The sequence below is a fragment of the Mesorhizobium sp. M1050 genome, assembly GCF_040318715.1.
Lineage (GTDB): Bacteria > Pseudomonadota > Alphaproteobacteria > Rhizobiales > Rhizobiaceae > Mesorhizobium.
This window is the reverse complement of record NZ_JAMYMV010000003.1, coordinates 1-22,681: the sequence shown is the minus strand read 5'-3', so window position 1 is coordinate 22,681 and position 22,681 is coordinate 1. Positions and strand designations below refer to the sequence as shown.

The 22,681-nt window shown below is 63.6% G+C and carries 21 protein-coding genes; 13 read left to right on the top strand and 8 right to left on the bottom strand.

The window, feature by feature from the left end:
• Positions 1-9: 9 nt before the first annotated feature.
• From NKH57_RS02405 to NKH57_RS02395, 3 genes are all read left to right on the top strand, one after another.
• Entirely contained in the window at positions 10-1,611 is a 1,602-nt protein-coding gene (locus NKH57_RS02405) for a heme biosynthesis protein HemY (RefSeq protein WP_352941397.1), read from the top strand.
• A gap of 116 nt (positions 1,612-1,727) precedes the next feature.
• Entirely contained in the window at positions 1,728-2,207 is a 480-nt protein-coding gene (locus NKH57_RS02400; RefSeq protein WP_352941395.1) for a tellurite resistance TerB family protein, read from the top strand.
• 15 nt (positions 2,208-2,222) lie between these two features.
• A complete protein-coding gene (locus NKH57_RS02395) occupies positions 2,223-2,939 on the top strand; it encodes a glutamine amidotransferase (RefSeq protein ID WP_352941393.1) in 717 nt (238 codons plus the stop codon).
• 6 nt (positions 2,940-2,945) lie between these two features.
• Here NKH57_RS02395 and NKH57_RS02390 read toward each other — a convergent pair whose 3' ends face one another.
• The 6 genes from NKH57_RS02390 to gnd all read right to left on the bottom strand — a co-directional run bounded on the left by NKH57_RS02390 (position 2,946) and on the right by gnd (position 9,455).
• Positions 2,946-4,184, bottom strand: a complete 1,239-nt coding sequence (locus NKH57_RS02390) for an MFS transporter (protein WP_352941391.1) — start codon at positions 4,182-4,184, stop codon at positions 2,946-2,948.
• A gap of 164 nt (positions 4,185-4,348) precedes the next feature.
• Positions 4,349-5,449 (bottom strand): aminotransferase class I/II-fold pyridoxal phosphate-dependent enzyme, encoded by a 1,101-nt coding sequence (locus tag NKH57_RS02385; protein ID WP_352941389.1) that lies wholly within the window; start codon positions 5,447-5,449, stop codon positions 4,349-4,351.
• A 194-nt stretch (positions 5,450-5,643) separates the two neighbouring features.
• A complete protein-coding gene (locus tag NKH57_RS02380) occupies positions 5,644-6,102 on the bottom strand; it encodes a Ros/MucR family transcriptional regulator (protein ID WP_023760920.1) in 459 nt (152 codons plus the stop codon).
• Between the two features lie 214 nt (positions 6,103-6,316).
• Positions 6,317-7,036 carry an ROK family protein gene (locus NKH57_RS02375; protein WP_352606872.1) on the bottom strand — a complete coding sequence of 240 codons (720 nt, stop codon included), beginning with the start codon at positions 7,034-7,036 and terminating at the stop codon, positions 6,317-6,319.
• A gap of 12 nt (positions 7,037-7,048) precedes the next feature.
• Positions 7,049-8,425 (bottom strand): glucose-6-phosphate dehydrogenase, encoded by a 1,377-nt coding sequence (gene zwf / locus NKH57_RS02370; RefSeq protein WP_352941387.1) that lies wholly within the window; start codon positions 8,423-8,425, stop codon positions 7,049-7,051.
• A gap of 22 nt (positions 8,426-8,447) precedes the next feature.
• Positions 8,448-9,455 carry a phosphogluconate dehydrogenase (NAD(+)-dependent, decarboxylating) gene (gene gnd, locus NKH57_RS02365; RefSeq protein WP_352941385.1) on the bottom strand — a complete coding sequence of 336 codons (1,008 nt, stop codon included), beginning with the start codon at positions 9,453-9,455 and terminating at the stop codon, positions 8,448-8,450.
• A 410-nt stretch (positions 9,456-9,865) separates the two neighbouring features.
• Here gnd and NKH57_RS02360 point away from each other — a divergent pair, with 410 nt between their 5' ends.
• The 9 genes from NKH57_RS02360 to NKH57_RS02320 all read left to right on the top strand — a co-directional run bounded on the left by NKH57_RS02360 (position 9,866) and on the right by NKH57_RS02320 (position 21,122).
• Positions 9,866-11,152 carry a sensor histidine kinase gene (locus tag NKH57_RS02360; RefSeq protein ID WP_352941382.1) on the top strand — a complete coding sequence of 429 codons (1,287 nt, stop codon included), beginning with the start codon at positions 9,866-9,868 and terminating at the stop codon, positions 11,150-11,152.
• Positions 11,152-11,877, top strand: coding sequence for a response regulator (locus NKH57_RS02355; protein ID WP_352836420.1), 726 nt, complete (start codon positions 11,152-11,154; stop codon positions 11,875-11,877). The genes NKH57_RS02360 and NKH57_RS02355 overlap by 1 nt, the downstream gene beginning before the upstream one ends.
• A gap of 173 nt (positions 11,878-12,050) precedes the next feature.
• Entirely contained in the window at positions 12,051-13,019 is a 969-nt protein-coding gene (locus NKH57_RS02350) for a YihY/virulence factor BrkB family protein (protein WP_352606944.1), read from the top strand.
• Positions 13,020-13,239: 220 nt separating this feature from the next.
• A complete protein-coding gene (locus NKH57_RS02345; RefSeq protein WP_352941380.1) occupies positions 13,240-14,130 on the top strand; it encodes an SMP-30/gluconolactonase/LRE family protein in 891 nt (296 codons plus the stop codon).
• Between the two features lie 96 nt (positions 14,131-14,226).
• Positions 14,227-15,240 (top strand): ABC transporter substrate-binding protein, encoded by a 1,014-nt coding sequence (locus NKH57_RS02340; RefSeq protein ID WP_352941377.1) that lies wholly within the window; start codon positions 14,227-14,229, stop codon positions 15,238-15,240.
• A 49-nt stretch (positions 15,241-15,289) separates the two neighbouring features.
• A complete protein-coding gene (locus tag NKH57_RS02335; protein WP_352941375.1) occupies positions 15,290-16,759 on the top strand; it encodes a sugar ABC transporter ATP-binding protein in 1,470 nt (489 codons plus the stop codon).
• 1 nt (position 16,760) lies between these two features.
• Positions 16,761-17,741 carry an ABC transporter permease gene (locus NKH57_RS02330; protein ID WP_352941372.1) on the top strand — a complete coding sequence of 327 codons (981 nt, stop codon included), beginning with the start codon at positions 16,761-16,763 and terminating at the stop codon, positions 17,739-17,741.
• Positions 17,742-17,744: 3 nt separating this feature from the next.
• A complete protein-coding gene (locus NKH57_RS02325) occupies positions 17,745-18,692 on the top strand; it encodes an ABC transporter permease (RefSeq protein WP_352941369.1) in 948 nt (315 codons plus the stop codon).
• Positions 18,693-19,055: 363 nt separating this feature from the next.
• Positions 19,056-21,122 (top strand): 3-hydroxyacyl-CoA dehydrogenase NAD-binding domain-containing protein, encoded by a 2,067-nt coding sequence (locus NKH57_RS02320; RefSeq protein WP_352941367.1) that lies wholly within the window; start codon positions 19,056-19,058, stop codon positions 21,120-21,122.
• 5 nt (positions 21,123-21,127) lie between these two features.
• Here NKH57_RS02320 and NKH57_RS02315 read toward each other — a convergent pair whose 3' ends face one another.
• Positions 21,128-21,379, bottom strand: a complete 252-nt coding sequence (locus NKH57_RS02315) for a hypothetical protein (RefSeq protein WP_352606893.1) — start codon at positions 21,377-21,379, stop codon at positions 21,128-21,130.
• 125 nt (positions 21,380-21,504) lie between these two features.
• On the opposite strand from NKH57_RS02315, the gene NKH57_RS02310 reads away from it, so the two are divergent.
• Entirely contained in the window at positions 21,505-22,257 is a 753-nt protein-coding gene (locus NKH57_RS02310) for a hypothetical protein (protein WP_352941365.1), read from the top strand.
• A 29-nt stretch (positions 22,258-22,286) separates the two neighbouring features.
• Here the strand turns inward: NKH57_RS02310 and NKH57_RS02305 are convergent, their stop codons facing one another.
• Complete coding sequence (locus NKH57_RS02305) at positions 22,287-22,517, bottom strand: hypothetical protein (RefSeq protein ID WP_352941362.1); 231 nt, start codon at positions 22,515-22,517, stop codon at positions 22,287-22,289.
• Positions 22,518-22,681 lie beyond the last annotated feature (164 nt).

Here is a 22,681-nt window from a genome sequence, read left to right as displayed (position 1 = left end):
GGCAACAGAATGATCCGCCTGCTGGGCTTCCTCATCGTCGTTTTCGCGCTCGGACTGGGCTTTGCCTGGCTGGCCGACCGTCCGGGCGACATGGTCGTCACCTTCAGCGGCTATCAATACCAGGTCAGTCTGATGGTGGCGGCGGTGGCTGTCGTCGCCGTCGTCGCCGCGGTGATGATCCTGTGGTGGCTGCTCAAGTCGCTGTGGGACAGCCCCTACACCATCTCGCGCTATTTCCGCGTCCGCCGCCGCGATCGCGGCTATCAGGCGCTCTCGACCGGCATGATCGCCGCCGGCGCCGGTGACGGGGCGCTGGCCCGCAAGAAGACCAAGGAAGCGGCCAAGCTGATCCGTTCCGACCAGGAACCGCTGATCCATCTGCTGGAGGCGCAGGCGTCGCTGCTCGAAGGCGATCATGAAGGAGCGCGGCAGAAATTCGAGAGCATGCTCGACGATCCCGAAATGCGGCTGTTGGGCCTGCGCGGGCTCTATCTCGAAGCCGAACGGCTCGGCGACCGCAACGCCGCCAGACACTACGCCGGCCGCGCCGCGGCGGTGGCGCCGCAGCTGGCCTGGGCTGCCGAATCGACGCTGGAAGAGTTGACGGCGCGCGGCGACTGGGACGGTGCCTTGAAACTGGTCGACGCGCAGAAGGCGACACGGCAGATCGAGCGCGAAGCCGCCAATCGCCGCCGCGCCGTGCTGTTGACCGCCAAGGCGCAGGCGCTCGCCGACAGCGATCCCGCTGCCGCCAGAACCGCGGCGATCGAGGCCAACCGGCTTCGGCCGGACTTCGCGCCCGCCGCCGTTGCCGCTGCCGCGGCATTGTTCAAGCAGAACGACGTGCGCAAGGGCTCAAAGATCCTCGAGGCGGCGTGGAAGGCCGAGCCGCACCCTGAGGTCGCCGAGCTCTATACACATGCAAGGCCGGGTGACGCCGTGCTCGACCGCCTCAACCGGGCGAAGAAGCTGCAGGAGATGAAGAAGAACCACGCCGAATCGTCGATGACGGTGGCGCGCGCCGCACTCGACGCGCAGGATTTCTCGACCGCCCGCCGCGAGGCGGAGGCCGCGATCCGGATGGACCGCCGCGAGGGCGCCTATCTGCTGCTCGCCGACATCGAGGAGGCCGAGACCGGCGACCAGGGTAAGGTGCGGCAGCTGCTGTCGAGGGCGGTACGGGCACCGCGCGATCCGGCCTGGGTCGCCGACGGCGTGGTGTCGGAACGCTGGGCGCCGGTATCGCCGATCACGGGTCGGCTAGACGCCTTCGAGTGGCGTGCCCCGATGGAGCGCCTCGGCCAGTTGATCGACAGCCATGACGATGCACCGGCCAGTGCGGCGCCGGTCGTTGAAGCACTGGCAAAGCCGACGAGCGAGAAGAGGCCGGTCGAGGTGATCGATGGAATCCGTCCGGCCGGGACCGCGGATAAGGACACAGAGAGCCAAGAGGATCATGTCAGGCCGATCACGGCGGCGGCCTTCGCCGCGGTGCCGACGGATGCCGAGGGCGTCGAGCCGGCCGAGGAACATACGCGGCTGCCGGACGATCCCGGCGTCGATCCGGACGAGGAAGCGGAAAAATCGCCACGCCGGTTTCGGTTGTTTTGAATTGGGCCGGCTGTCGAGCCCCAAGGAGATAGAGCATGATGTCTGGACAAACGGGCCCCGTTTGTCCGAGAAAACCGCTTCACACTTTTCGGCATCATGCTCTGAGGAATGGATCTATGTTTGAACGCGTTCTGTCATTTCTCAGGGATTTGCCGTCCGGCGCTGGCGCGCATTCCAGTACGGACGATCCCCGCGTTGCGGCTTCGGCGCTGCTCTACCATGTGATGAACGCCGATGGCGTGCGCCAGGATGTCGAATGGGAGCGGTTCAAGGCGGTGCTGGCGCAGAGCTATTCGATCAGCGGTGCCGAACTTGAAGCGCTTGTCGCCGCCGGCGAGCGGGCCGACAATGAGGCGATCGACCTCTATGCCTTCACCAGTGTCTTGAAGCGCCATCTCGATGCCGATGCGCGCAAGGCCTTCATCCGCCTGATGTGGGAGATCGTCTATGCCGATGGCGAGTTGCACGAGCTGGAGGACAACACTGTCTGGCGCGTCGCCGAGCTGATCGGCGTCGAGCGCCGCGACCGTGTCGAGGCGCGCCGCAAGGCGGCCGCACTTGCACCTGGCGCCACCGGAACATCGAGCGACGAATAGGATTTTCGCCTTCCCATGCCGCGCCGGACGAGTTCGAAGCCAAAGATCCTGATCGTGCTGCATCAGGAGAATTCGAGCCCCGGACGCGTCGGCCACATGCTTCTGGAAGAAGGTTTCGATCTCGACATCCGCCGTCCGCCGCTGGGTGATACCTTGCCGGACACGCTGGACGGCCACGCCGGCACGGTTGTGTTCGGCGGGCCTATGAGCGCCAATGACGAGGATGAATTCGTCCGCCGCGAGACCAACTGGCTGGAAATCCCGCTGAGGGAGAATCGGCCATGTCTCGGCATCTGCCTTGGCGCGCAGATGCTGGTCAACCATCTCGGCGGCAAGGTAGAGGGCCACGGCGACGGGCTGGTCGAGATCGGCTGGTATCCGCTGAAGGCGACCGAGGCCGGCAAGCAACTGATGCACTGGCCGGAGATGGTCTATCAGTTCCACCGCGAGGGCTTTTCGCTACCCAGGGACGCAACGCTGCTGGCGACGGCCGAGACCTATCCCAATCAGGCCTTCCGCTATGGTGACAATGCCTGGGGCATCCAGTTCCATGGCGAGCTGACCAGGGTGATGATGCAGCGCTGGGTGGTGCGCGGCGCGCATCGCTTCGAGCTGCCGGGCGCGCAGCCCGGCCGCGATCATCTCGGCGGTCGGCTGATCTGGGACATGCATCTCAAGCGATGGCTGGACGAGTTCCTGCGTCTGATCTTCGGCAGGCCGGCCGCTCGATAGAGCGCGTCAATTGCGCCCGTTGAGGTGGCGGACCTTGCGCAGTTGCGGGAACAGCACCATCCACAATCCGGCGACCGCGATAGCGCCGACGCCGCCGACCACGACGGCCGGCACCGTGCCGATCAGTGCTGCCATCGTTCCGGCGCGGAATTCGCCGACCTCGTTGGAGGCGCCGACGAAGACCTGGTTGACGGCATTGACACGGCCACGCACGTGGTCGGGCGTCCACAGCTGGATCAGGGTTTCCCTGATGTAGACGCTGAACATGTCGGTGGCGCCAAGGAAGGCAAGGGCGACGATCGACAGCCAGGTGATGGTCGACAGGCCGAACAGCACGGTGAAGGCGCCGAACGACGCGGCGGAGGCCAGCATGATCATGCCGGCGTGGTTGCGGAGCGGATGCCCGGCCAGCCAGATAGCGACGCAAATGGCGCCGACGCTGGGCGCCGAGCGCAGCAGGCCGAGCCCCCAGGGACCGAGCTGGAGGATGTCGCGCGCGTAGACCGGCAGCAGCGCCGAGGCGCCGGACAGGAGCACCGCGAACAGATCGAGCGAGATGGCGCCCAGCACGATCTTCTCGCTCCAGATATAGCTGAACCCGCCGAACAGATGCTCCATCGTCGGCTTTTCCGTCTCGGTGCGCTGCGACGGTTTCGGGATGGTGAAGATCAGCAGCCCGGACACAAGCATCAGGACAGCGGCGGTGCCGTAGGCCACTTCCGGCGACACGCCGTAGAGCAGGCCGCCAGCGACCGGACCGACGATGGTCGCCGTCTGCCAGGCCGACGAATTCCAGGCGATGGCGTTGGCGAAATCCTCAGGCGGCACCAGATTGGCGAACAGCGAGGCGGAGGCCGGGCCGAAGAAGGCGCGGGCGACGCCGAACATGGCGAGCACGGCGAAGATCGGCAGTGGTCCGCTGATGCCGCGCAACGTCAGAAGCAGCAGCGTCAGCGCGCAGCCCGCCTCCACCACCACCGCCAGCGCCATGATCAGCCGACGCCCGAAGCGGTCGGCGACGACACCGGTGACCAGCACCAGAAGCAGCGACGGCAGGAACTGGACGATGCCGACTAGGCCGAGGTCGAGCGGGTCGCGGGTCAAATCGTACATCTGCCAGCCGACCGCCACAGACACGATCATGGTGGCGAATGTGGTGAGGAAACGCGCCGCCCAATAGCTCAGGAAGGAGCGATGGCGGAACGCGGCGTAGCGCTGGTCCGGCGATATCTGTTCGGCTGTCATGGATTTAAGAGGCCCCGTTGTGATGGCATCAGCTGGCGGGGCACTTCCACGTTGGGCGCTGGTCCGGCTGGCGGAACTTTTAGCTCAGTTCGCAGCGGCATGTGCGCCAAAAACGGTTCCGAATCAAGAAAATTTCGGCCTAGTCGATCGGCCGCATGGGAAATTTACTGCCGCAGCGCGAGGGAGATGGCGTCGAGGCCACCCTTCAATTCGGCTTCCGTCGGCCAGCCGAAGCCGACGCGGAAGAAGCGCTTCTCCATCTCGAACCAGTGGCCGGGTCCGACATAGGTGCCGTGGTTCTCCAGCAGGTTCACATAGAACCGGTCGAGGTCGAAACCGGGACCGACATTCAGGCGCGGGAAGCCGACGACGCCACCTTCCGGCCGCACCCAGTCGACCAGCGGCTCGCGGTCGATCCAAGCCTGGACGATGTCGCGGCGCTTCGCCATTTCAGGTAGCAGCGTCGCCAGGAAGGCATCGCGGCGCTCGAGCATGCCGCGCGCAATGCCTTCGTCGATGACGCTGCCGCAAATGCCGATCTGTTCCTTGGCGGCGAGGAATTTTTCCTGAAGCTCCGCATCCTTGGTGATCAGCCAACCGATACGGATGCCGGGGATGCCGAAGGCCTTTGACAGCGACGAGACGCTGATCGCCTTCGGGCTCAGCGATGCCGCCGACGGCAGCCGCGTGCCATAGGAAAGGTCGCGGTAGGTCTCGTCGACCAGCAGATGGCAGTTGCTGCTTTCGGCGAGCGCCACCAGCGCATCGAGCGCGGTTCGGCTCATCATCGTGCCGGTCGGGTTGTGCGGGCAGGTGACGCTGATCAGCCTGGTGTTCGGCTGTATCGCCGCCTTGACGCGCTCGACATCGATGGCGAAGCCTTCCTCGAAAGCCAGGTCGACAAAGCCGATGGCACAGCCGATCGCCCGTGGGGTTTCGATGTTGGTGGCGTAATTGGGCCTGATGACGACGAGATGGTCGTTCGCCGACAAAAGCGAGGTCGAGATGATGAACAGCGCGCCGGCGGCGCCGGCGGTGACCAGGACATCATCTGATGAAATGCCGGCATGCTGCGCCGATATCTGCGCGCGCAAAGCCTTGTCGCCGCGATGCTCACCATAGAAAAGCGTGAGATCAGGCAGCGACAGGCCGATGTCGGAGAGCTTCTGGTCGGCGATCGAGCTTTCGGAGAGATTGTGGCGGATACGGTCGTAGCCGTACTCTTCCGGCGCCTCTTTCTCGATCACCATTCTGGTGTAGTTCATGGCTCACTCCCCAACGAACCCGTTCGACCCATCCAAGCCATAAAAACATGAAGCCTGCCAAGGCGGATTCGCCGGCAGGCTTCAATCAATTTATTGGCTCAGCGCCGAAATAGGTCCTTGCCTTAGGAGGTCGTTATCCCAAACTACTGCGCACCCTCGGTCAAGCCCGAGGAAATGCTTTTGAGCGACATGCCTCAGGCTGAAACTTTGGCCTTCCTGCCCTTAGGTGCCTTGATGGGGGCGGCCTTGCGGCCAAGACCGATCGACTTCGCCAGCAGCGAGCGCGAGGCGGCATAGTTGGGGGCGACCATCGGATAATCCGACGGCAAGCCCCATTTGGCGCGGTAGGCGTCCGGCGTCAGGCCGAAATGCACGCCGATGTGACGCTTCAGCGATTTGAACTTCTTGCCGTCTTCGAGGCAGATGATGTAATCGGGCGTCACCGACTTCTTGGGGTTGACCGCCGGAACCAGCGGAGCAGCCAATGGGGCCACCGGCTTGCCGAGCCCGCTTATCGAGGCGCTGACGCTGGCGATGAGGTCAGGCAGGCCGGAGACGGGCAAACGGTTCTTCTCGACGTAAGCGGATACGATGTGAGCGGTCAGCTCGAGCAGGTCGATGTCTTTACGGGCGCTGTTGCTATCGTCGATCACTCTATTTCTCCGTCTAAAAGCGAATGACCTGAAAATCGGATTCGATTCCCCGAAGGATCATGCGCAAAATCAAAATGCTAAAGCGTCCTTTGTGCATCCACGGGACGGGCGGCGTTGTTGTGGCGCGGAATTCCTAATCGGCAAATCTGCGCACTGCAATGACTTGTATCATATCACACGTTATTTTGAACAACTATATTAAACAATAACAATATCAGACTATCAGCGCCTTGTCGCGCCACAAACGAAATCCGCCTTCGAAGGCGCGTGTGTTGTCGCCGCGCCTGGAGTCGGCGGGCAATTCATCGAGCTTGTCGACATTGCCGCCGCCAATGACGACATAGTCAGGCAGCATGGCGGCACGGAGCCGTTCGACCACATCGAAGACATATCTGCGCCATTTCTTCTTGCCGCGCTTTACCAGGCCGCGTTCGCCGACATAGTCCTCGAAGCTCTTGCCGTTCTTATAGGGCAGGTGGGCGAGTTCCATCGGCTGGGCGACATTGTCCGCAATCATCGCCGCGCCCAGACCGGTGCCGAGCCCGAGGAACAGCATGCGCCCGCCTTCGTAACTGCCAATGGCCTGCATCAGTGCGTCGTTGACCACCTTCACCGGTTTGCCGAACGCACTCGCGAAGTCAAATCCAGCCCAACCCTTGCCAAGATTGGCGGGGTCGGTGAGCGGTCTGTTATGATTGACCGGGCCGGGATAGCCCATCGAAATGACATCATAGGACAGGCCCTCGGCGAGCTTCTTCACCGCGTCGATCATCTGCTGCGGCGTCAGGCCCGGTCCGGAGTCCGCCCTGCGTTCCGCACCGCCGGCGCTGGTCAGGATCTTGACGTGCGAGCCGCCAATATCAATCGAAAGCACGATCTTTTCAGTGCCTGATTTCTCGGAGCCCGATACCGATTGCTTCACCGCCTTGGCCATTGTGTCACCCTTTCACTTTTCCGGATCGATCCAGCCGTTGGGCGGCCCGAAGCCGCCCATAACGTCCGCCGGACCCCATGTCCCCGGCTCGTAGAGATGCGGCGGCGTGGTGTCGCCGAGCACCGGGCCGACGATGCGCCAGGCCAACTCGCTGGCATCCTGGCGGGTAAACAGCTGACCGTTGCCGTTCATGGCGTCGCCGATCAACCGCTCATAGGGCGGCATGTCGCCCTTGCTGTCGTCGAGCGCCGTCAGTTCGACCTGTTCGCCGATCATGTCGTCGCCCGGCGCCTTGCGCTGCGCGCCGATGGCGATCACTACCTGCGGGTCGATACGGAAGCGGACGTAGTTCTGGTCGGCGGGCTTGATCGGATCGAAGACGTCGAGCGGCGGCCGCTTCAGCCGCACAACCACTTCGGTGACATGCACCGGCATGTTCTTGCCGGCGCGGATGAAGAACGGCACGTCCTGCCAGCGCCAGGTGTCGACGAAGAAGCGCACCGCCGCGAAGGTCTCGACCGGCGAGTTCGGGGCCACGCCCGGTTCAGCGAGATAGCCAGTGAATTGGCCGCGCACGACATCGTCCCTGGTCAGCGTGCGGATGGCGCGCAGCACCTGCACCTTCTCGTCGATCAGGTCGTCGGCGGAACGGCCGACGGGTGGCTCCATGGCAAGCAGCAACAGGATGTTGAGCAGATGGTTCTCGATGACATCCCTGATGCAGCCGACATCATCATAGAAGCGGCCACGACCCTCGACGCCGAAATCCTCGGCCATGGTGATCTGCACGCTCTCGACGAAATTGCGGTTCCAGATCGGCTCGAGAAGGGAATTGGCGAAGCGGAAATAGAGCAGGTTCTGGATCGCTTCCTTGCCGAGATAGTGGTCGATGCGGAAGATCGACTGTTCGTCGAACACCAGATGCAGAACCCGGTTTAGCCAGCGTGCCGATTGCAGATCGTGGCCGAAAGGCTTTTCCACCATCAGCCGCGCGCCCTGGGCCGTGCCCGATTGCTCCAGCCCCTGGACGACGGTTTCGAACATGGTCGGCGGCACCGCCATGTAATGCATCGGCCGCTGTGCCGTGCCGAGGGCGCTTTTCAGCTTCTCGAAGGTCGCTCCGTCGCGGTAGTCGCCGCTGACATAGCGCAGTTGCGAGGCGAACTGTGCGAACACCTTCTCGTCGACCTTGCCCAGCGCATTGACGATGCCGTCGCGGGCGCGGGCCTGCAATTGCTTGATGTCCCAGGCGTCGAAGGCGACGCCGATCACCGGTTCGGCGAGCGTGCCCTTGGCGACCATCTGGTAAAGCGCTGGAAATATCTTCTTGTGGCCGAGGTCGCCGGTCGCTCCGAAGAGCACCAGCGTGTCGGAGCGTTCCTGGCTCATGCGCGCGTCTCCCCTGTCGCCGTCACTTGCCGGTCTTTTCGACATGGCCGCCAAAGGCATAGCGCATGGCGGACAACAGCTTGTCGGCGAATTCGGATTCGCCTTGCGAGGAGAAGCGGTCGAACAGCGCCGAGGACAAGACCGGCGCCGGCACGCCAGTGTCGATCGCCGCCTTCAACGTCCAGCGGCCTTCGCCGGAATCCGAGACGCGGCCGCCGAAATTCGCCAGGCCCGGATCGCCTTTCAATGCGCCGGCCGTCAGGTCGAGCAGCCAAGAGCCGATGACGCTGCCATGCCGCCAGACCTCGGCCACTTGGGGAAGGTCGATGTCGAACTGATAGTATTGCGGGTTTTCCAACGGGCTGGTCTCGGCGTCCGCCGTTCGTTGGCGCTTGCCGGCATTGGCCGACTTCAGAATGTTCATGCCTTCGGCATAGGCGGCCATGACGCCATATTCGATGCCGTTGTGCACCATCTTGACGAAGTGGCCGGCGCCGCTAGGTCCGCAATGCAGATAGCCATAGGGCGCGGTTCCGGCATCCCTAAGCAGATTGGAGCCGGCGTCGGCGCCCGGCGCCAGCGTGGCAAAGATCGAGTCGAGGTGTTGCACCGCCACATCGGGCCCGCCGATCATCAGGCAATAGCCACGCTCCAGCCCCCAGACACCGCCACTGGTGCCGACATCGACGAGATGGATACCCTTGGCGGCCAGTTTCGCGGCCTGGTCGACGGCGTCGTGATAGTAGGAATTGCCGCCGTCGATAACGATGTCGCCCGGCTCCATCAGGGGCGCGACCTGATCGATGATCCTGCCGGTGATGGCCGCCGGCAGCATCAGCCAGACACAACGCGGCTTGGCCAGCTTGCCGACGAATTCTTCCATTGAAGCCGCCCCTAGCGCCCCGTCGGTCACCAGAGCCGCGACGCTGGCGGGGTTGATGTCGTAGACGACGCATTCATGGCCGTCACGCATCAGGCGCCGAACCATGTTGGCGCCCATCCGGCCCAGTCCCATCATTCCGATCTGCATGGTTTCGTCCCTGTTTCCGAAGAGATTTGCGGGGTTTATCGAGGAAGGATCGCCTGGCTATCCTGGGCGCGCGATAGAACGGAGAAGCCGACATTCTCCCAATCGCCGGCCCCGGGCCAGAAAAAAGTGAAGATCAGCGTGCTTCCCTGCGGGTGGCCGGCCAAGCGACGTTTCGACACTCTTGGCGCTCGGCGTCCATCGTGCCGGAATTCCCGGGGCGCCCGGAGCAATGGTTGGCGTCGGCGTCACTGGCATTCTGCGTCGGTCTCCTGACTCGCCTCCCTAGACCAGGACGCGAAGCGTTTTCAATCACCGCACCGCAAGTTGATCGGCCCCGTCAACCGAGCCGTCGTTGACAGCGGTGCCAGCCTGCGTCCACTATTTCCCGGCACGGGAGGATCGTGAAAACCATGCCGGAGGTGTCCCTGGTCCTGATCGACCGGCTGCTGGCGATTTCGCGGGCGCTTGCCGGCCATATAGATCCCGGCACGGCGTTCCGCGCGACAGCCATCGAGATCGGCTCGCTCATTCCGCACGACCACATGGATCTGGCGGTGCTGTCGCATGACGGCCGCCGCCACGCCTGTTATGAGGCCGGTTTCCACACCAGCTGGAGCGAGCTTGCCCAGCATCCGCTGCCAACCGAAGTCAGCCCGATACGCTCGGTGCTGTGGGGCGAAGTACCCTATCTGCTCGCCGACGACGCACTGAGCGACGAGCGCTTCCATTTCGCCACCGCCATCGATGGGCCGATCTTCGCCGCCCAACTGCGCAGCCGCATCGTCGTACCGCTCAGGGCACGTGGCGGCATCATCGGCGCGCTCAACATCAGCCGGCACGAGGTTGATTGCTACACGCTTGCCGATGTCGGTGTCGCCCAGCAATGCGCGGATCTGATCGCGCCCTATATCTTCGCGCTGATCCAGACCGAGGAGGCACGCCGCGCCATGCTGGCCGAGAGCGAGGCAGGCAATCGCGTCGAGCTGCTGCGGGTCGGCGCCTCGCAGCTGACAGAAGGCATGGAGCGCGAACGCCGGCGCATGGCCATGGACCTGCACGACCAGACGCTCGCCGACCTCGCCCGCATCGCGCGCCAGCTTTCGGCGTTGCGTGGCCAGGGCGTGGCGCGGGCAGCGCAGCTTGCGGATCTCGAGCAGGAGGTTGCCGGTTGTCTCACGGAACTGCGCCACATCGTCGACGATATGCGGCCGAGCGTGCTCGAACTGTTCGGCCTGCGCGACGCGGTCGAGGCGCACCTCAACCGCAGTGTCGCCAGGGCCAAGCCGCCGATCGCCGTGCGCATCGCCGACACCAGCGACGGCGGCGCCGACAGCTTGCCCGAGCCTGTCCGCACCGCGCTCTACCGGATCGTGCAGGAAGCGATCAACAATGCCGTTCGCCACGCCGCGCCGCACCACATCGATGTCTTGCTGGCGTCGACGGCGAGTGTGCTGCGGGTGATCATCACCGACGACGGCCAGGGATGCGGCGTCGTCGACCCGGCGGCGCATGGCGGCATTGGTCACATGCACACACGGGCCGCCCTTATCGGGGCGCGGCTGCGCATCGGCCAAGCCGGTCGCAAGAGCGGCGGCACGCGTGTCGTCGTCGAGGTCGACCGGGAGCCATTTCGGGAATTGCCCATTGCGGCGGCTGCAGCAGCGCCCGGCGAGTTCGCCGTGTCGGAGGCCATGTGATGCTTGTGATGATCGCCGAGAACGATGGACTGCACCGCACCTTCGCGCGGCGGACGGTGGAGCAATTATGGCCCGGCGATGTCGAGGTGATCGAGGCGAGCGATGGCGAGGACGCCATCAATCTGGCGGCCGAGCGAGAGCCGCCGCATGTCGTGCTCGACCTGCAGATGCCGAAGGCGACAGGGATCGAGGTTGCCAGGGCGATCTGGAACCGCCACGCCGGCACGCACATCCTGTTCTGGTCGAATTTCGCCGATGAGGCCTATGTGCGCGGCGTGGCGCGCATCGTGCCGCCCGGCTCGGTCTATGGCTATGTGCTCAAATCGGCGACGGAGGAAGGCATGCGCTCGGCCTTGCGCGGCGTTTTCCGCGAAGGCCACTGCATCATCGATCGCGAGATACGTGGCATCCAGCACCGCGTCCAAGACAAATTCGAGGGCATCACCGACGGCGAATATGAAAGCCTGATCGACATTGCGCTCGGCCTGACCGACCGTGCGATCGCGGCACGCCGGGGCCTGTCGATCCGCGGCGCGCAGAGCCGCATCAAGCATGTCTACGACAAGCTTGGCATCGTGCCGGCGGAGGACGGCGCCAGCGATGCTTCCGTGTTCAACTCACGGACGCGGGCGATCAATCTCGCCATGGCGCGCGGCCTGATCAACATCGATGCGCTGCGCCGCGAACAGGACCGGCTCGATGCCTGGCTGGCGGGGCAAGAGTAGGCTTCCCCTACACGCCTCACCTCACGGCTGGGCAGATTCCGATCCAATTCCTGAAACCAGTGGCGCGGCCAGGCGGAACATCGGAACGCTTGGCGCATTGCTAATGAACGGCGTTCCAATTTGCTGCCTGCGGACCCAAAGTGCGACCCTCAATCACAGATTCATGGCACTTGGTGCGTGAAAGCGTAGCCGGCTTCATCGACGATAATGCTCTTAGTCATGGTGCCGCGATGGCTTTTTATGCCGCCACCTCGCTGGCGCCGATCTTGCTGATTGTGGTCGCTGTTGCTGGTCTCGTCTTCGGTCATGATGCAGCACAATTGGCTTTGTCTGCCCAGATCTCCGGGCTGATGGGGCCGGAAAGTGCTGATCTCCTCCAGACCGCGCTGGAAAGCGTATCCAGCAAGCTGTACGGGACCTGGGCCGCGATCATTGGGCTCGTCACCTTGTTGGTGGCCGCCTCTGGCGTCTTCGGCGAAATGCAGCAGTCGTTGAACACGATTTGGAAGGTCGAACCGCAGGGCAACTCCTTGTCTCGTCTGGTGCGGGCACGAGCCGCCAGTCTGGGATTGGTGGCCGCGCTCGGTTTCCTGCTGCTGGTCTCTCTGATTGCAAGCGCTGCGATTTCGGCACTGGGCGATTTTATCAACGCCCATCTGCCGTTCGGAACGATCATACTCAGCGTGATCAACGGCGTCGTTTCGTTTGTCCTGATCTCCCTGATGTTCGCCGCCATCTACAAAGTTTTGCCCGACCGAAGCCTGGAATGGCGCGATGTCGGGATCGGTGCTGTCGTGACGGCTGCCCTGTTCACGTTGGGAAAATCGCTTATCGGCTGGTATATCGGCACCAGCGCGATTGCGTCCTCGTATGGCGCCGCCGGTGGACTGCTCGTCATATTGCTCTGGGTCTACTACTCGTCGGAAATTTTCCTTCTCGGTGCCGAGTTCACGCGCGCCTATTCAATTCGACACGGCAGCAGGCCCGATCTGGAGACCTTGGTTCGCAGTCCTATGCCTGCGCGGCACGGTTCATTTCGCGCAGGGCAAAAGTCCAACTCTGCCGGCGTGATAGCGCTCGTAGCGGTAGCGTGCGCGAGTGCGACATTGACCATGCTTTTGCTGAGTGTTCGCCGACCCTAGTCCGACGCCGCGATGCGACAGGGTGTTCGCCAATATTATAGATTATCGCCGCTCCTACGGCCGACTGTGCAAACGCACAGTCGGCCCTGCGCGTTGACCCGTATCGCCATGCCGGCGCGGCAACAACGCTCGACCCATAAAAAGACCATATCGGGAGAGCGCTCATGTCATTCGTTACCATGCGAGTTCGCGCAACTGTCGGCGCCGCCGGGAGCCAGTGATGTCGGTTTCGGCGCGCGCCCGCCATTCCGGCTTCGACGATGTCGTTGGCGATGCAGCGATCGAAACGCTGGCGAGCGGCTTCGGCTTCCTCGAAGGGCCGGTCTGGCATCCCTACGAGAAGTGGCTGGTCTTCTCGGATATTCCCGAAAGCCGGATGTATCGCCGCGGTAGGGCGGGCGAGATCGAGCTGTTCCGCGAGCCGAGCTATAAGGCCAATGGCAACACGCTGGACCGCCAGGGGCGACTGATCACCTGTGAGCACGCGACGAGCCGCGTGATCCGGGCCGAGGCCAACGGCAGCGTGACCGTGCTCGCGACACATCATCAGGGCAAGCAGCTCAATAGCCCGAACGACATCGTTGTTGCCACCGGCGGATCGATCTACTTCACCGATCCTGGCTACGGCAGGGTGGAATTCTATGGCGTTGCCCGTCCTCAGGAGCTGCGGTTCCAGGGTGTCTACCGCATCGATGGCGACGGCGCACGACTGACCTTGCTGGCCGACGATTTCGTGCAGCCGAACGGACTTTGCTTTTCGCTGGACGAGTCGCGGCTGTTCATCAACGACACCGAACGCGGACATATCAGGGTGTTCGGCGTCGAAGCGAACGGCGATCTGAACGGCGGCGCGGTCTGGGCGGTGACCGAGGGCGAAGGCCTGGGAGCGCCCGACGGCATGAAGATCGACAGCCGCGGCAATCTTTACTGCACCGGCCCCGGTGGTATCCATGTCTTTGACGCGTCGGGCGCCATTCTGGGCGTTATCCGGACGCCCGAGGATTGCGCGAATTTTACGTTCGGCGACGACGACCTGCAAAGCCTCTACATTACCGCGTCGACGTCATTGTACCGGCTCCGGGTGCGCGTGCCGGGATTGAGACTGTTTTGAGTCCGCGACAATCCGTGCTCAAATCAGAGTTGGGAGTGAGGCCGGGCCAAAGCCGGTGGGAATTGCATCAGTCAACACATCTGGGAGGAGTATGACATGAAGAAACTGTTCGTTCTGGGCGCTCTGGCGGCAATGCTTGCCTCGGGCACGGCGCTGGCCGACACCAGTGGCAAGAAGATCGCCTTTTCCAATAACTATGCCGGCAATTCCTGGCGGCAGGCCATGCTCGACAGCTATGGCATCGTCACCAAGAAGGCGGTCGCCGACAAGATCGTCGGCGCGGCCGACATCTTCACCACCGCCGACAAGGAAGTGCCGACGCAGGCGGCGCAGGTACAGAACCTTATCCTGCAGGGTTATGACGCGATCGTCATCAACGCCGCCTCGCCGGATGCGCTCAATGGCGCCATCAAGCAGGCTTGCGATGCCGGCATCGTCGTCGTCTCCTTCGACGGCACCGTGACCGAGCCCTGCGCCTACCGCGTCGTCGTCGACTTCAAGGACATGGGCAAGCAGGAAGTCGAGCAGATGGCCAAGTTCCAGCCCAAGGGCGGCAACCTGCTGGAAATCCGTGGCCTTGCCGGCACCTCGATCGACGATGCCATCCATGCCGGCATCCTCGAAGGCGTTGCCGCCCATCCCGAGTTCAAGATCGTCGGCTCGGTGACCGGCGACTGGGACCAGACGACGGCTCAGAAGGCGGTGGCGACCATCCTGCCTTCGCTGCCCGATATCGTCGGCATCGTCGACCAGGGCGGTGACGGCTATGGCGCGGCCCAGGCATTCGCCGCCGCCGGCAAGCCGCGCCCGACCATCATCATGGGCAACCGCCAGGACGAGCTGCAGTGGTGGAAGGAACAGAAGGACAAGGATGGCTACAAGACCTGGTCGGCATCGATCGCGCCCGGCGTCTCGTCGCTCGCCTTCTGGGTGGCGCAGCAGGTGCTCGATGGCCGCAAGGATATTCCGCACGATCTGCTGGTGCCGTATCTGGCGTTCACCCAAGACGATTTCGAGGCCGAGTTGCCGAAGATCCCCAAGGGTGGCGTTGCCAGCCACGAATACACGCAGGAAGATGCGATCGCGGCCATCAAGGCCAACATCAAGTGAGCATCACGGCAGCGTTGCCGTCCGTATCGCCGAGCGGATATCGTTGAGCATGCCTGAAGGGAACGCTGACATCATCAGACTGAACGGCGCCGAAAAGCATTTCGGCGCCGTTCGCGCACTGGGCGGCGTCGACTTTCATGTCGGGCCCGGTGAATGCGTGGGTCTCGTCGGCCACAATGGCGCCGGCAAGTCGACACTGATGCATATGGTGGCGGGCACGTTGACGCCCGACAGCGGGCAGATCGGCGTGCATGGCGGCATCGAGGCGAACTACTCGGTGTCGCGGGCGCAGCAGCTCGGCATACGCTGCGTGTTCCAGGAACTGTCGCTGTGCCCCAATCTCAGCGTCGCCGAGAATACGCGCATCAACCATGCTTCGCTGCGAGGCTTCGGCTGGCGACGCAAGGCGGCCGATCTGATCGCCGCCAAGCTCGACGAGATCTTTCCGGGTCACAGCATATCGCCCTCGGACATTGTCGGCGACCTGTCGATCGGTCGGCGCCAGATGGTGGAGGTGGCACGTGCGTTCACGGTCACCCGGGACCGTCTCGACCTCGTCATCCTCGACGAGCCGACATCGTCGCTCGACTCCCATACGGCCGGCCAGTTGCTGTCTTTCGTGCGCCGCTTCGTTGCCGGCGGCAAAAGCTGCATCCTGATTTCGCACGTACTGGGCGAGGTGCTGCGCAATGCCGACCGCATCGTGGTGATGCGCGACGGCAAAGTGGTTGTCGCAGATGCCGCCAGCGCCTTCGACCGCGACCGCCTGGTGACGGCGATGGGCGGAGCGGAAGCGCGCCAGAAGATCGCCGCTGAAATCGCTGCCGCCAAGCCCGGGGCCAGTCCGCTGCGGGTCCGGGCGCGTCCTGCCGCACAGAAGGACGGCACCGACCTTGTCGCTTGCGCCGGCGAGATCATCGGCCTTGCCGGGCTGGCGGGCCATGGCCAGACCGATCTGTTGCTAGCGATCTTCGCCGCGGCATCGCGCGCCCGGGCTGGTATCGAGGTGACGGCGCCGGTGGCGCTGGTGGCCGGCGACCGCCAGGCGGATGGCATTTTTCCGCAATGGTCGATCGCGCAGAATATAGGCATCCGCTCGCTGGCGCGTCTGCGCAATAGGCTGCTCATCTCGCCGCAGCGCGAGGCCGAACTCGCCCAGTTCTGGCAGAAGAAGATCGGCATCCGCACACCGGATATGAACAACAACATCTTCTCGCTTTCGGGCGGCAACCAACAGAAGGCGCTGTTTGCCCGCGCCCTGGGGTCCGATGCTGAGATCGTGCTGATGGACGATCCGATGCGCGGCGTCGATATCGGCACCAAGCTGGAGGTCTACGACCTCGTGCGCGAGGAAGCAGGCCGCGGCCGCACCTTCCTCTGGTACACCACGGAAACCGAAGAGCTCGACAATTGCGACCACGTCTATGTTTTCAAGAACAGCCGCATCGTCGCCAATCTGCGCCGCGACGAGTTGACGGAAGAGAAGATCATCCAATCCTCGTTCGGCGATGCGGCCTGAGATGACGGCCGCCAGTCTCGAAACCGCTGCCAGGACTTCCGCCGAGCGTGGCGCGCTGGCCCGCGCCCGCCTGTTGCGCGGGCTGCTGCCGGCGCTGTCGCTGGCACTGGTGCTGCTTGCCATCGCTTGGCTCAACCCGCGCGCCATCAGCTATTTCGGCTTCAGCCTGATGCTCAATTTGGCGATCCCGATCGCGCTGGCGACGATCGCGCAGATGTTTGTCATATCAGGCAACGAGCTCGACTTGTCGATCGGCACCTTCGTCGGCTTTGTCGGCTGTGTCACCGCGACATGGCTGAAGGAAGCGCCGCTCATCGGCGTCGTCATCCTGCTCGGATCGATCGGCGTCTATTCTCTGCTCGGCGCGCTGATCCATCTGCGCAATCTGCCGTCGATCGTGGTGACGCTCGGGATGAGCTTCGTCTGGCAGGGCCTGGCGATTCTCATTCTGCCCAAACCAGGCGGCAAGGCGCCGGACTGGCTGCTTGGGCTGATGGCGTTCAAGCCGCCTTTGGTGCCGTTCCCGATCATTGCCGCGCTGCTGATCGGTTTCATCGTCCATTTCGGCCTGATGCGCACCTCCTATGGCGTGATCCTGCGCGGCTCTGGCGGCAATCCGGCGGCGCTCGGGCGTGCTGGATGGTCGTTGCTCAAGACCAAGATCGTGCTGTTTTCGCTGGCCGGCCTGTTCGGCGTGCTGTCGGGCATGGCGCTGATCGGCATCACCACCTCGGCAGATGCCAATATCGGCAATGGCTATACGCTGCTGGCAATCGCCGGTGTCATCCTCGGCGGCGGCGAATTCGTCGGCGGCCGGGTGTCGCCGATCGGCGCGGTGATCGGCGCGCTGACGCTGGCGCTGGCTGCCTCGCCGCTGCTCACCTTCATGCACATCCCACCCGACTGGCAGGTGGCCGCCAATGGCGCCATCCTGATCATCGTGCTGGCGGCGCGGGTGCTGATCAGCCGCAGGGAGAGGTAAGCGATGGCATCGGTGAAATCGCTGCTCAACAAACCATGGATCTGGTCGTTTCTCGGTGCCTTGCTGGTCTGGCTGGCGACGATCGTCTTCACCGGCGGGTACGGCGCCGGCGGCATGGTCACCGCTGCTCTGTCGCTGGCGGTGTTCACGGTCATCGTCGGTGTCGGCCAGATGTTCGTCATCACGCTTGGCCCGGGCAATGTCGACCTGTCGCTGCCGGCCAATATCGGCCTCGCCAGTGCCGTCGCCATGAAGGTGATGGACGGCAACGATTCGATGATCGCGGTCGGGCTGCTGGCGGCGCTTGCCTGCGGGGCGGCGATCGGCGCCGCCAACTATCTGCTGATCTGGGCACTGCGCATTCCGCCGATCATCGCAACGCTGTCGGCCAGCTTCATCATCCAGTCGATCGACATCAGCTACGGGCGCGGGCTGCAGATCAAGCCGCCGCCAGGCTTCGCCGATTTCGCCAACTGGCAGGTGCTGGGCATTCCGGTGCTGGCGATCCTCACCGTGCTGTTCACCGTCGGAGCTGCCATCGCGCTGCAGCGTATGGTCTATGGCCGCTCGGTGCTGGCCATTGGCCAGAACATCCGCGCCGCCTGGCTCGCCGGCGTCAATGTCGGCCGCATCCGCTTCCTCACCTACATGCTGTCGGGCGCGCTTGGCGGCATAGACGGCGCGCTGCTCGCCGGCTATTTCCGCGGCGCCAATGTCGACATCGGCAATGAATACCTGCTGGCCTCGATCGCCGTCGTCGTCATCGGCGGCACGTCGGTGGCCGGCGGTAAGGCCAATGTCCCCGGCGTCTGGGGCGCAGCGCTGTTCCTGGTGCTTTTGCTGACCATGCTCAACACGTTCGGCGTCAGCGCCGGCGTGCGATTGCTGCTGACGGGGCTGATCATCGTTGGCGTCATCACTGCGGCGGGCGGACAGAAGGCGCTGCGCTGAACTGACCATGTAACTGCGCCGCTTGTAATGTAGAATGTCGATGCTGGCAGGACAGCACCCCCCTCTGTCCTGCCGGACATCTCCCCCGCAAGGAGGGAGATCGGCCATTATCGCGGCTTTCGCCAATATCCAACATTGCTAAGTGAGCCAGACGCAGAAGCTGCTAATCTCCCCCCTTGCGGGGGAGATGCCCGGCAGGGCAGAGGGGGGGTGTGAAGGATCGCTACTTCGGAGATGATGGCGGCCAGGCACCTCGACCGGCAATCATTATGCCAGCCAGGCAACCGGTTCCCATCCGCGTCGTGGCGCTGTAAATCCCGATTGCGCGGCCGCAAGCCGCTCACCACTGCCGGGAGGTTTTGCGTGTCCGATTTCATCAGGGTCAACCGGGGCGGCGATGTCGCTATCGTCACCATCGACAACCCGCCAGTCAACGCGCTGAGCTTTCATGTCCGCGAACCGCTGATGCAGGCGCTGGTCGAGCTGCGGGATGATGCGTCGGTCGCCGCCATCGTCATAGCATGCGCCGGCCGCACCTTTGTCGCCGGCGCCGACATCACCGAATTCGGCAAACCGATGCAGCAACCCGATCTGCGCGCCATCGTGGAAACGCTGGAAACCATCGCCAAGCCGACCGTCGCCGCCATTCATGGCACTGCGCTCGGCGGCGGACTGGAATTGGCGCTCGGCTGCCATTTCCGCGTTGCCGACGCCGGCGCAAAGCTCGGCCTGCCCGAGGTCAAGCTCGGCCTGTTGCCGGGCGGCGGCGGCACGGTGCGGCTGCCGCGCCTGGTAGGCGCGATGAAGGCGTTGAAGATGATCGTTTCCGGCGCGCCGATCGGCGCGGCCGAGGCGCATGAAGCCGGCCTGGTCGATGCCGTCTTCGAAGGCGATCTGACCACGCATGCCGTGAACTTCGCCAGGGAAATAGCCCGAAAGGGTGGTCCCTTCACCCCGGTGCGCGATCGCGATGACGAGCTCAAAGAGACCGACCTCGCGGCTCTCGACGCCGAGGCTGCGGACCTCGCCAGGAAGGCGCGCGGCCTTGAGGCGCCGGTCGCCTGTGCGCTGTCGGTGCGCAATGCCGCTACGCTGCCCTTCGACGCGGCGCTGGCTGCGGAGCGTGCGCTGTTCGTGAAACTGGTCGGCAGCGATCAGTCGCGGGCGCAGCGCCATCTGTTCTTCGCCGAACGCGAGGCGGCAAAGATTTCGGCCAAGGACATCGTCAAGCGCAGGATCGCCCGCGTCGGAGTCATCGGCGCCGGCACGATGGGCGGCGGCATCGCCATGGCCTTCGCCAATGGCGGCTACCCCGTCACCCTCCTGGAAACCAGCCAGGAAGCCCTGCAGCACGGGCTGGCAACCATCGACAAGAACTATTCGGTGTCCGTCACGCGCGGTTCGCTAAGCGACGACGCCAAGCAGCAGCGGCTCGCCCAGTTCAAGGGTTCCACCGACTATGCCGATCTCGCCGATTGCGACCTGATCGTCGAGGCGGTGTTCGAAGACATGGCGGTCAAGAAGGAAGTCTTCGGCAAGCTCGAAGCGGTGGCGAAGCCCGGTGCGATCCTCGCCACCAACACCTCCTATCTCGACATCAACGAAATCGCCACCTCGACCTCGCGCCCGCAGGATGTGGTCGGCCTGCACTTCTTCTCGCCGGCCAATGTCATGAAGCTGCTGGAGATCGTGCGGGCGCAGAGGACCGCGCCCGATGCGCTGGCGACCGTCGTCGACCTGGCGCGGCGGATCGGCAAGGTGGCTGTCGTCGTTGGCGTCTGCCATGGCTTCGTCGGCAACCGCATGATGGCGGCGCGTGGCTTGGAATCGGAAGCGCTGCTTTTGGAAGGCGCTACCCCACGCCAGATCGACCAGGTATTTGCCGATTTCGGCTGGCCGATGGGGCCTTTCCAGATGAGCGATCTCGCCGGACTCGACATTGGCTGGCGCAACCGCAAGGCGCGCGGCCTGACAGCCGTCATCGCCGATACGCTCTGCGAGCAAGGACGGTTCGGCCAGAAGACCGGCAAGGGGTTCTATCTCTACGAGAACGGTTCGCGCACACCGGTTCCGGACCCGAAAGTCGAGGCGCTGATCCGCGCCACGGCGGACGAAAAGGGCATCGCTCCGCGCGCGATCAGTGCGGAAGAAATCACTGAGCGCACGCTCTATCCCCTGATCAACGAAGGCGCGAAGATCCTGGAGGAAGGGATCGCGGCCCGCGCGTCCGACATCGATGTCGTCTGGGTCAACGGCTATGGATTTCCCGTCGGCAAGGGCGGCCCGATGTTCTGGGCCGATCTCGAAGGTGCGGCCAGGATCGTCGAGCGGCTCGAGTACTGGCATCAGCGGACTGGCAAGGACGTGTTCCGCGTGGCCCCGTTGCTCAGGCGAATGGCCGAGACCGGTTCCTGGGAAGCCGAGGGATAGCGGACTTAGCGGATACGCGCGTCGATGATCTCGACGAAGCGTGCGAACAGGCCGGCCTGCGATTTGCGGTGAGAGCATCGGCCGAGACCATGATTTGGGCGCCAGCCTCTTTGTTTCAGCGCCTTTGCGATAGACTGCCCCACGACTTTTCCGTGCTGCCGGTCGGTAGCCAAGACTATGGTCCGATCGGCATGGGACTTCAGTGCCACGGCGGCCCATGGTCGAACATTCCTTTGAAATATCAGATGGTTACGCATGCCGGCGATTCCAGATCGCGTATTGAGACGGCATTTGTCTAAAGTTTACTCTGTACAATTAGGAATTCCTCATACGACGGTCGCTAGCGGTTGGGCGAAGAGTGGCGATTCCCCGAGGAGATATCATGACAAACCGAAAAACTCTGTTCGCGGCGCTTGCCGCGTTGGCGCTCCTGGCGTCTCCGGCGCTAGCCGGCGCCGGCGGCAACGGGCACGGTAACGGCGGCGGCAATGGGGGTGGAAATGGCCACGGTGGCGGCAATGGCAACGGCCATGGCAACAGCGGCGCTTCGCACGGCAAGTCGTCCGCTCCTGGACAGGTAGCCAAGGCCGAAGCGGACGACACCACGCTCGACACGACCACAAAGGTCTCGTCCGTGCCCAAGGAGAAGAACATCCATGCCAAGCTTGGCCGGCTGAATTCGCTGCAGCGTAACATCAATGCTTACATGAACTCCAAGAGCAAGAAGTTCGCTGCCATCCAGGCTTTCGTGACGCAGTCCGCCAAAGCCAAGGTCGCCCAGGCCGCGGCTGAAGCGGCCCAAGCCAAGCTGGATGCGCTGAATGCGCAGTTGACTGCGCTGACGTCGCTGAAGCCCGAGCAGATTGCCGCGCTGTCGACCGAAGACCAGGCGGCCTTGCCTGGGAAGATAACGGATCTGCAAGCCGAAATCACTGCCCAGGAGGCAGAGGTCACCGCCGCCAATGACGAGGCGACGGCGGCAGCGGTCGGCACCGACGATGTATCGCTCGACGCGGCGCTGACGGACATGGCCAACAAGCCGGTCGACGACGAGGTCACGGCCTGGGCCCAGGGCGTCCTTGCCGATAAGATCGACCAGACGGCGGCCGCGATTGAAGCGGAAACGACGCCGTAGCGAATCGTCGCCGAAACGGCGGTAGCCAGTTAATAAAGATGCCGCCGGGCCTCGCCCGGCGGCATTGCTGTTTCCCGGCCATGATTGGGCTGGTTTCCCGGTCCGGCCGTCTTCAACCAGTCTGCGAAGGTGATCATTGCCCGCGAGTTCTGGCGTCTGCGCCGCACCGAGAACCAGCAGCGACCGACATCAACCGTGACATCGTCGATGTCTTCCGGTTGCAGCAATCGCTGCGCGAACACGTGAATATACTCGACCATCTTGAAAGCCGGCAGTATGAGTTGGCTGCCTGTCGGTAGCACACGATATGTCCGGTTTAGGTAGCACACGATCTGTCCAGTAAGTCTTGACCTTTTAAACGGGGTCAGGATGCGCCGGTCGGAAGCCAATCAAGGTGTGCGAATGATCAAGTTCCGAGACGTAT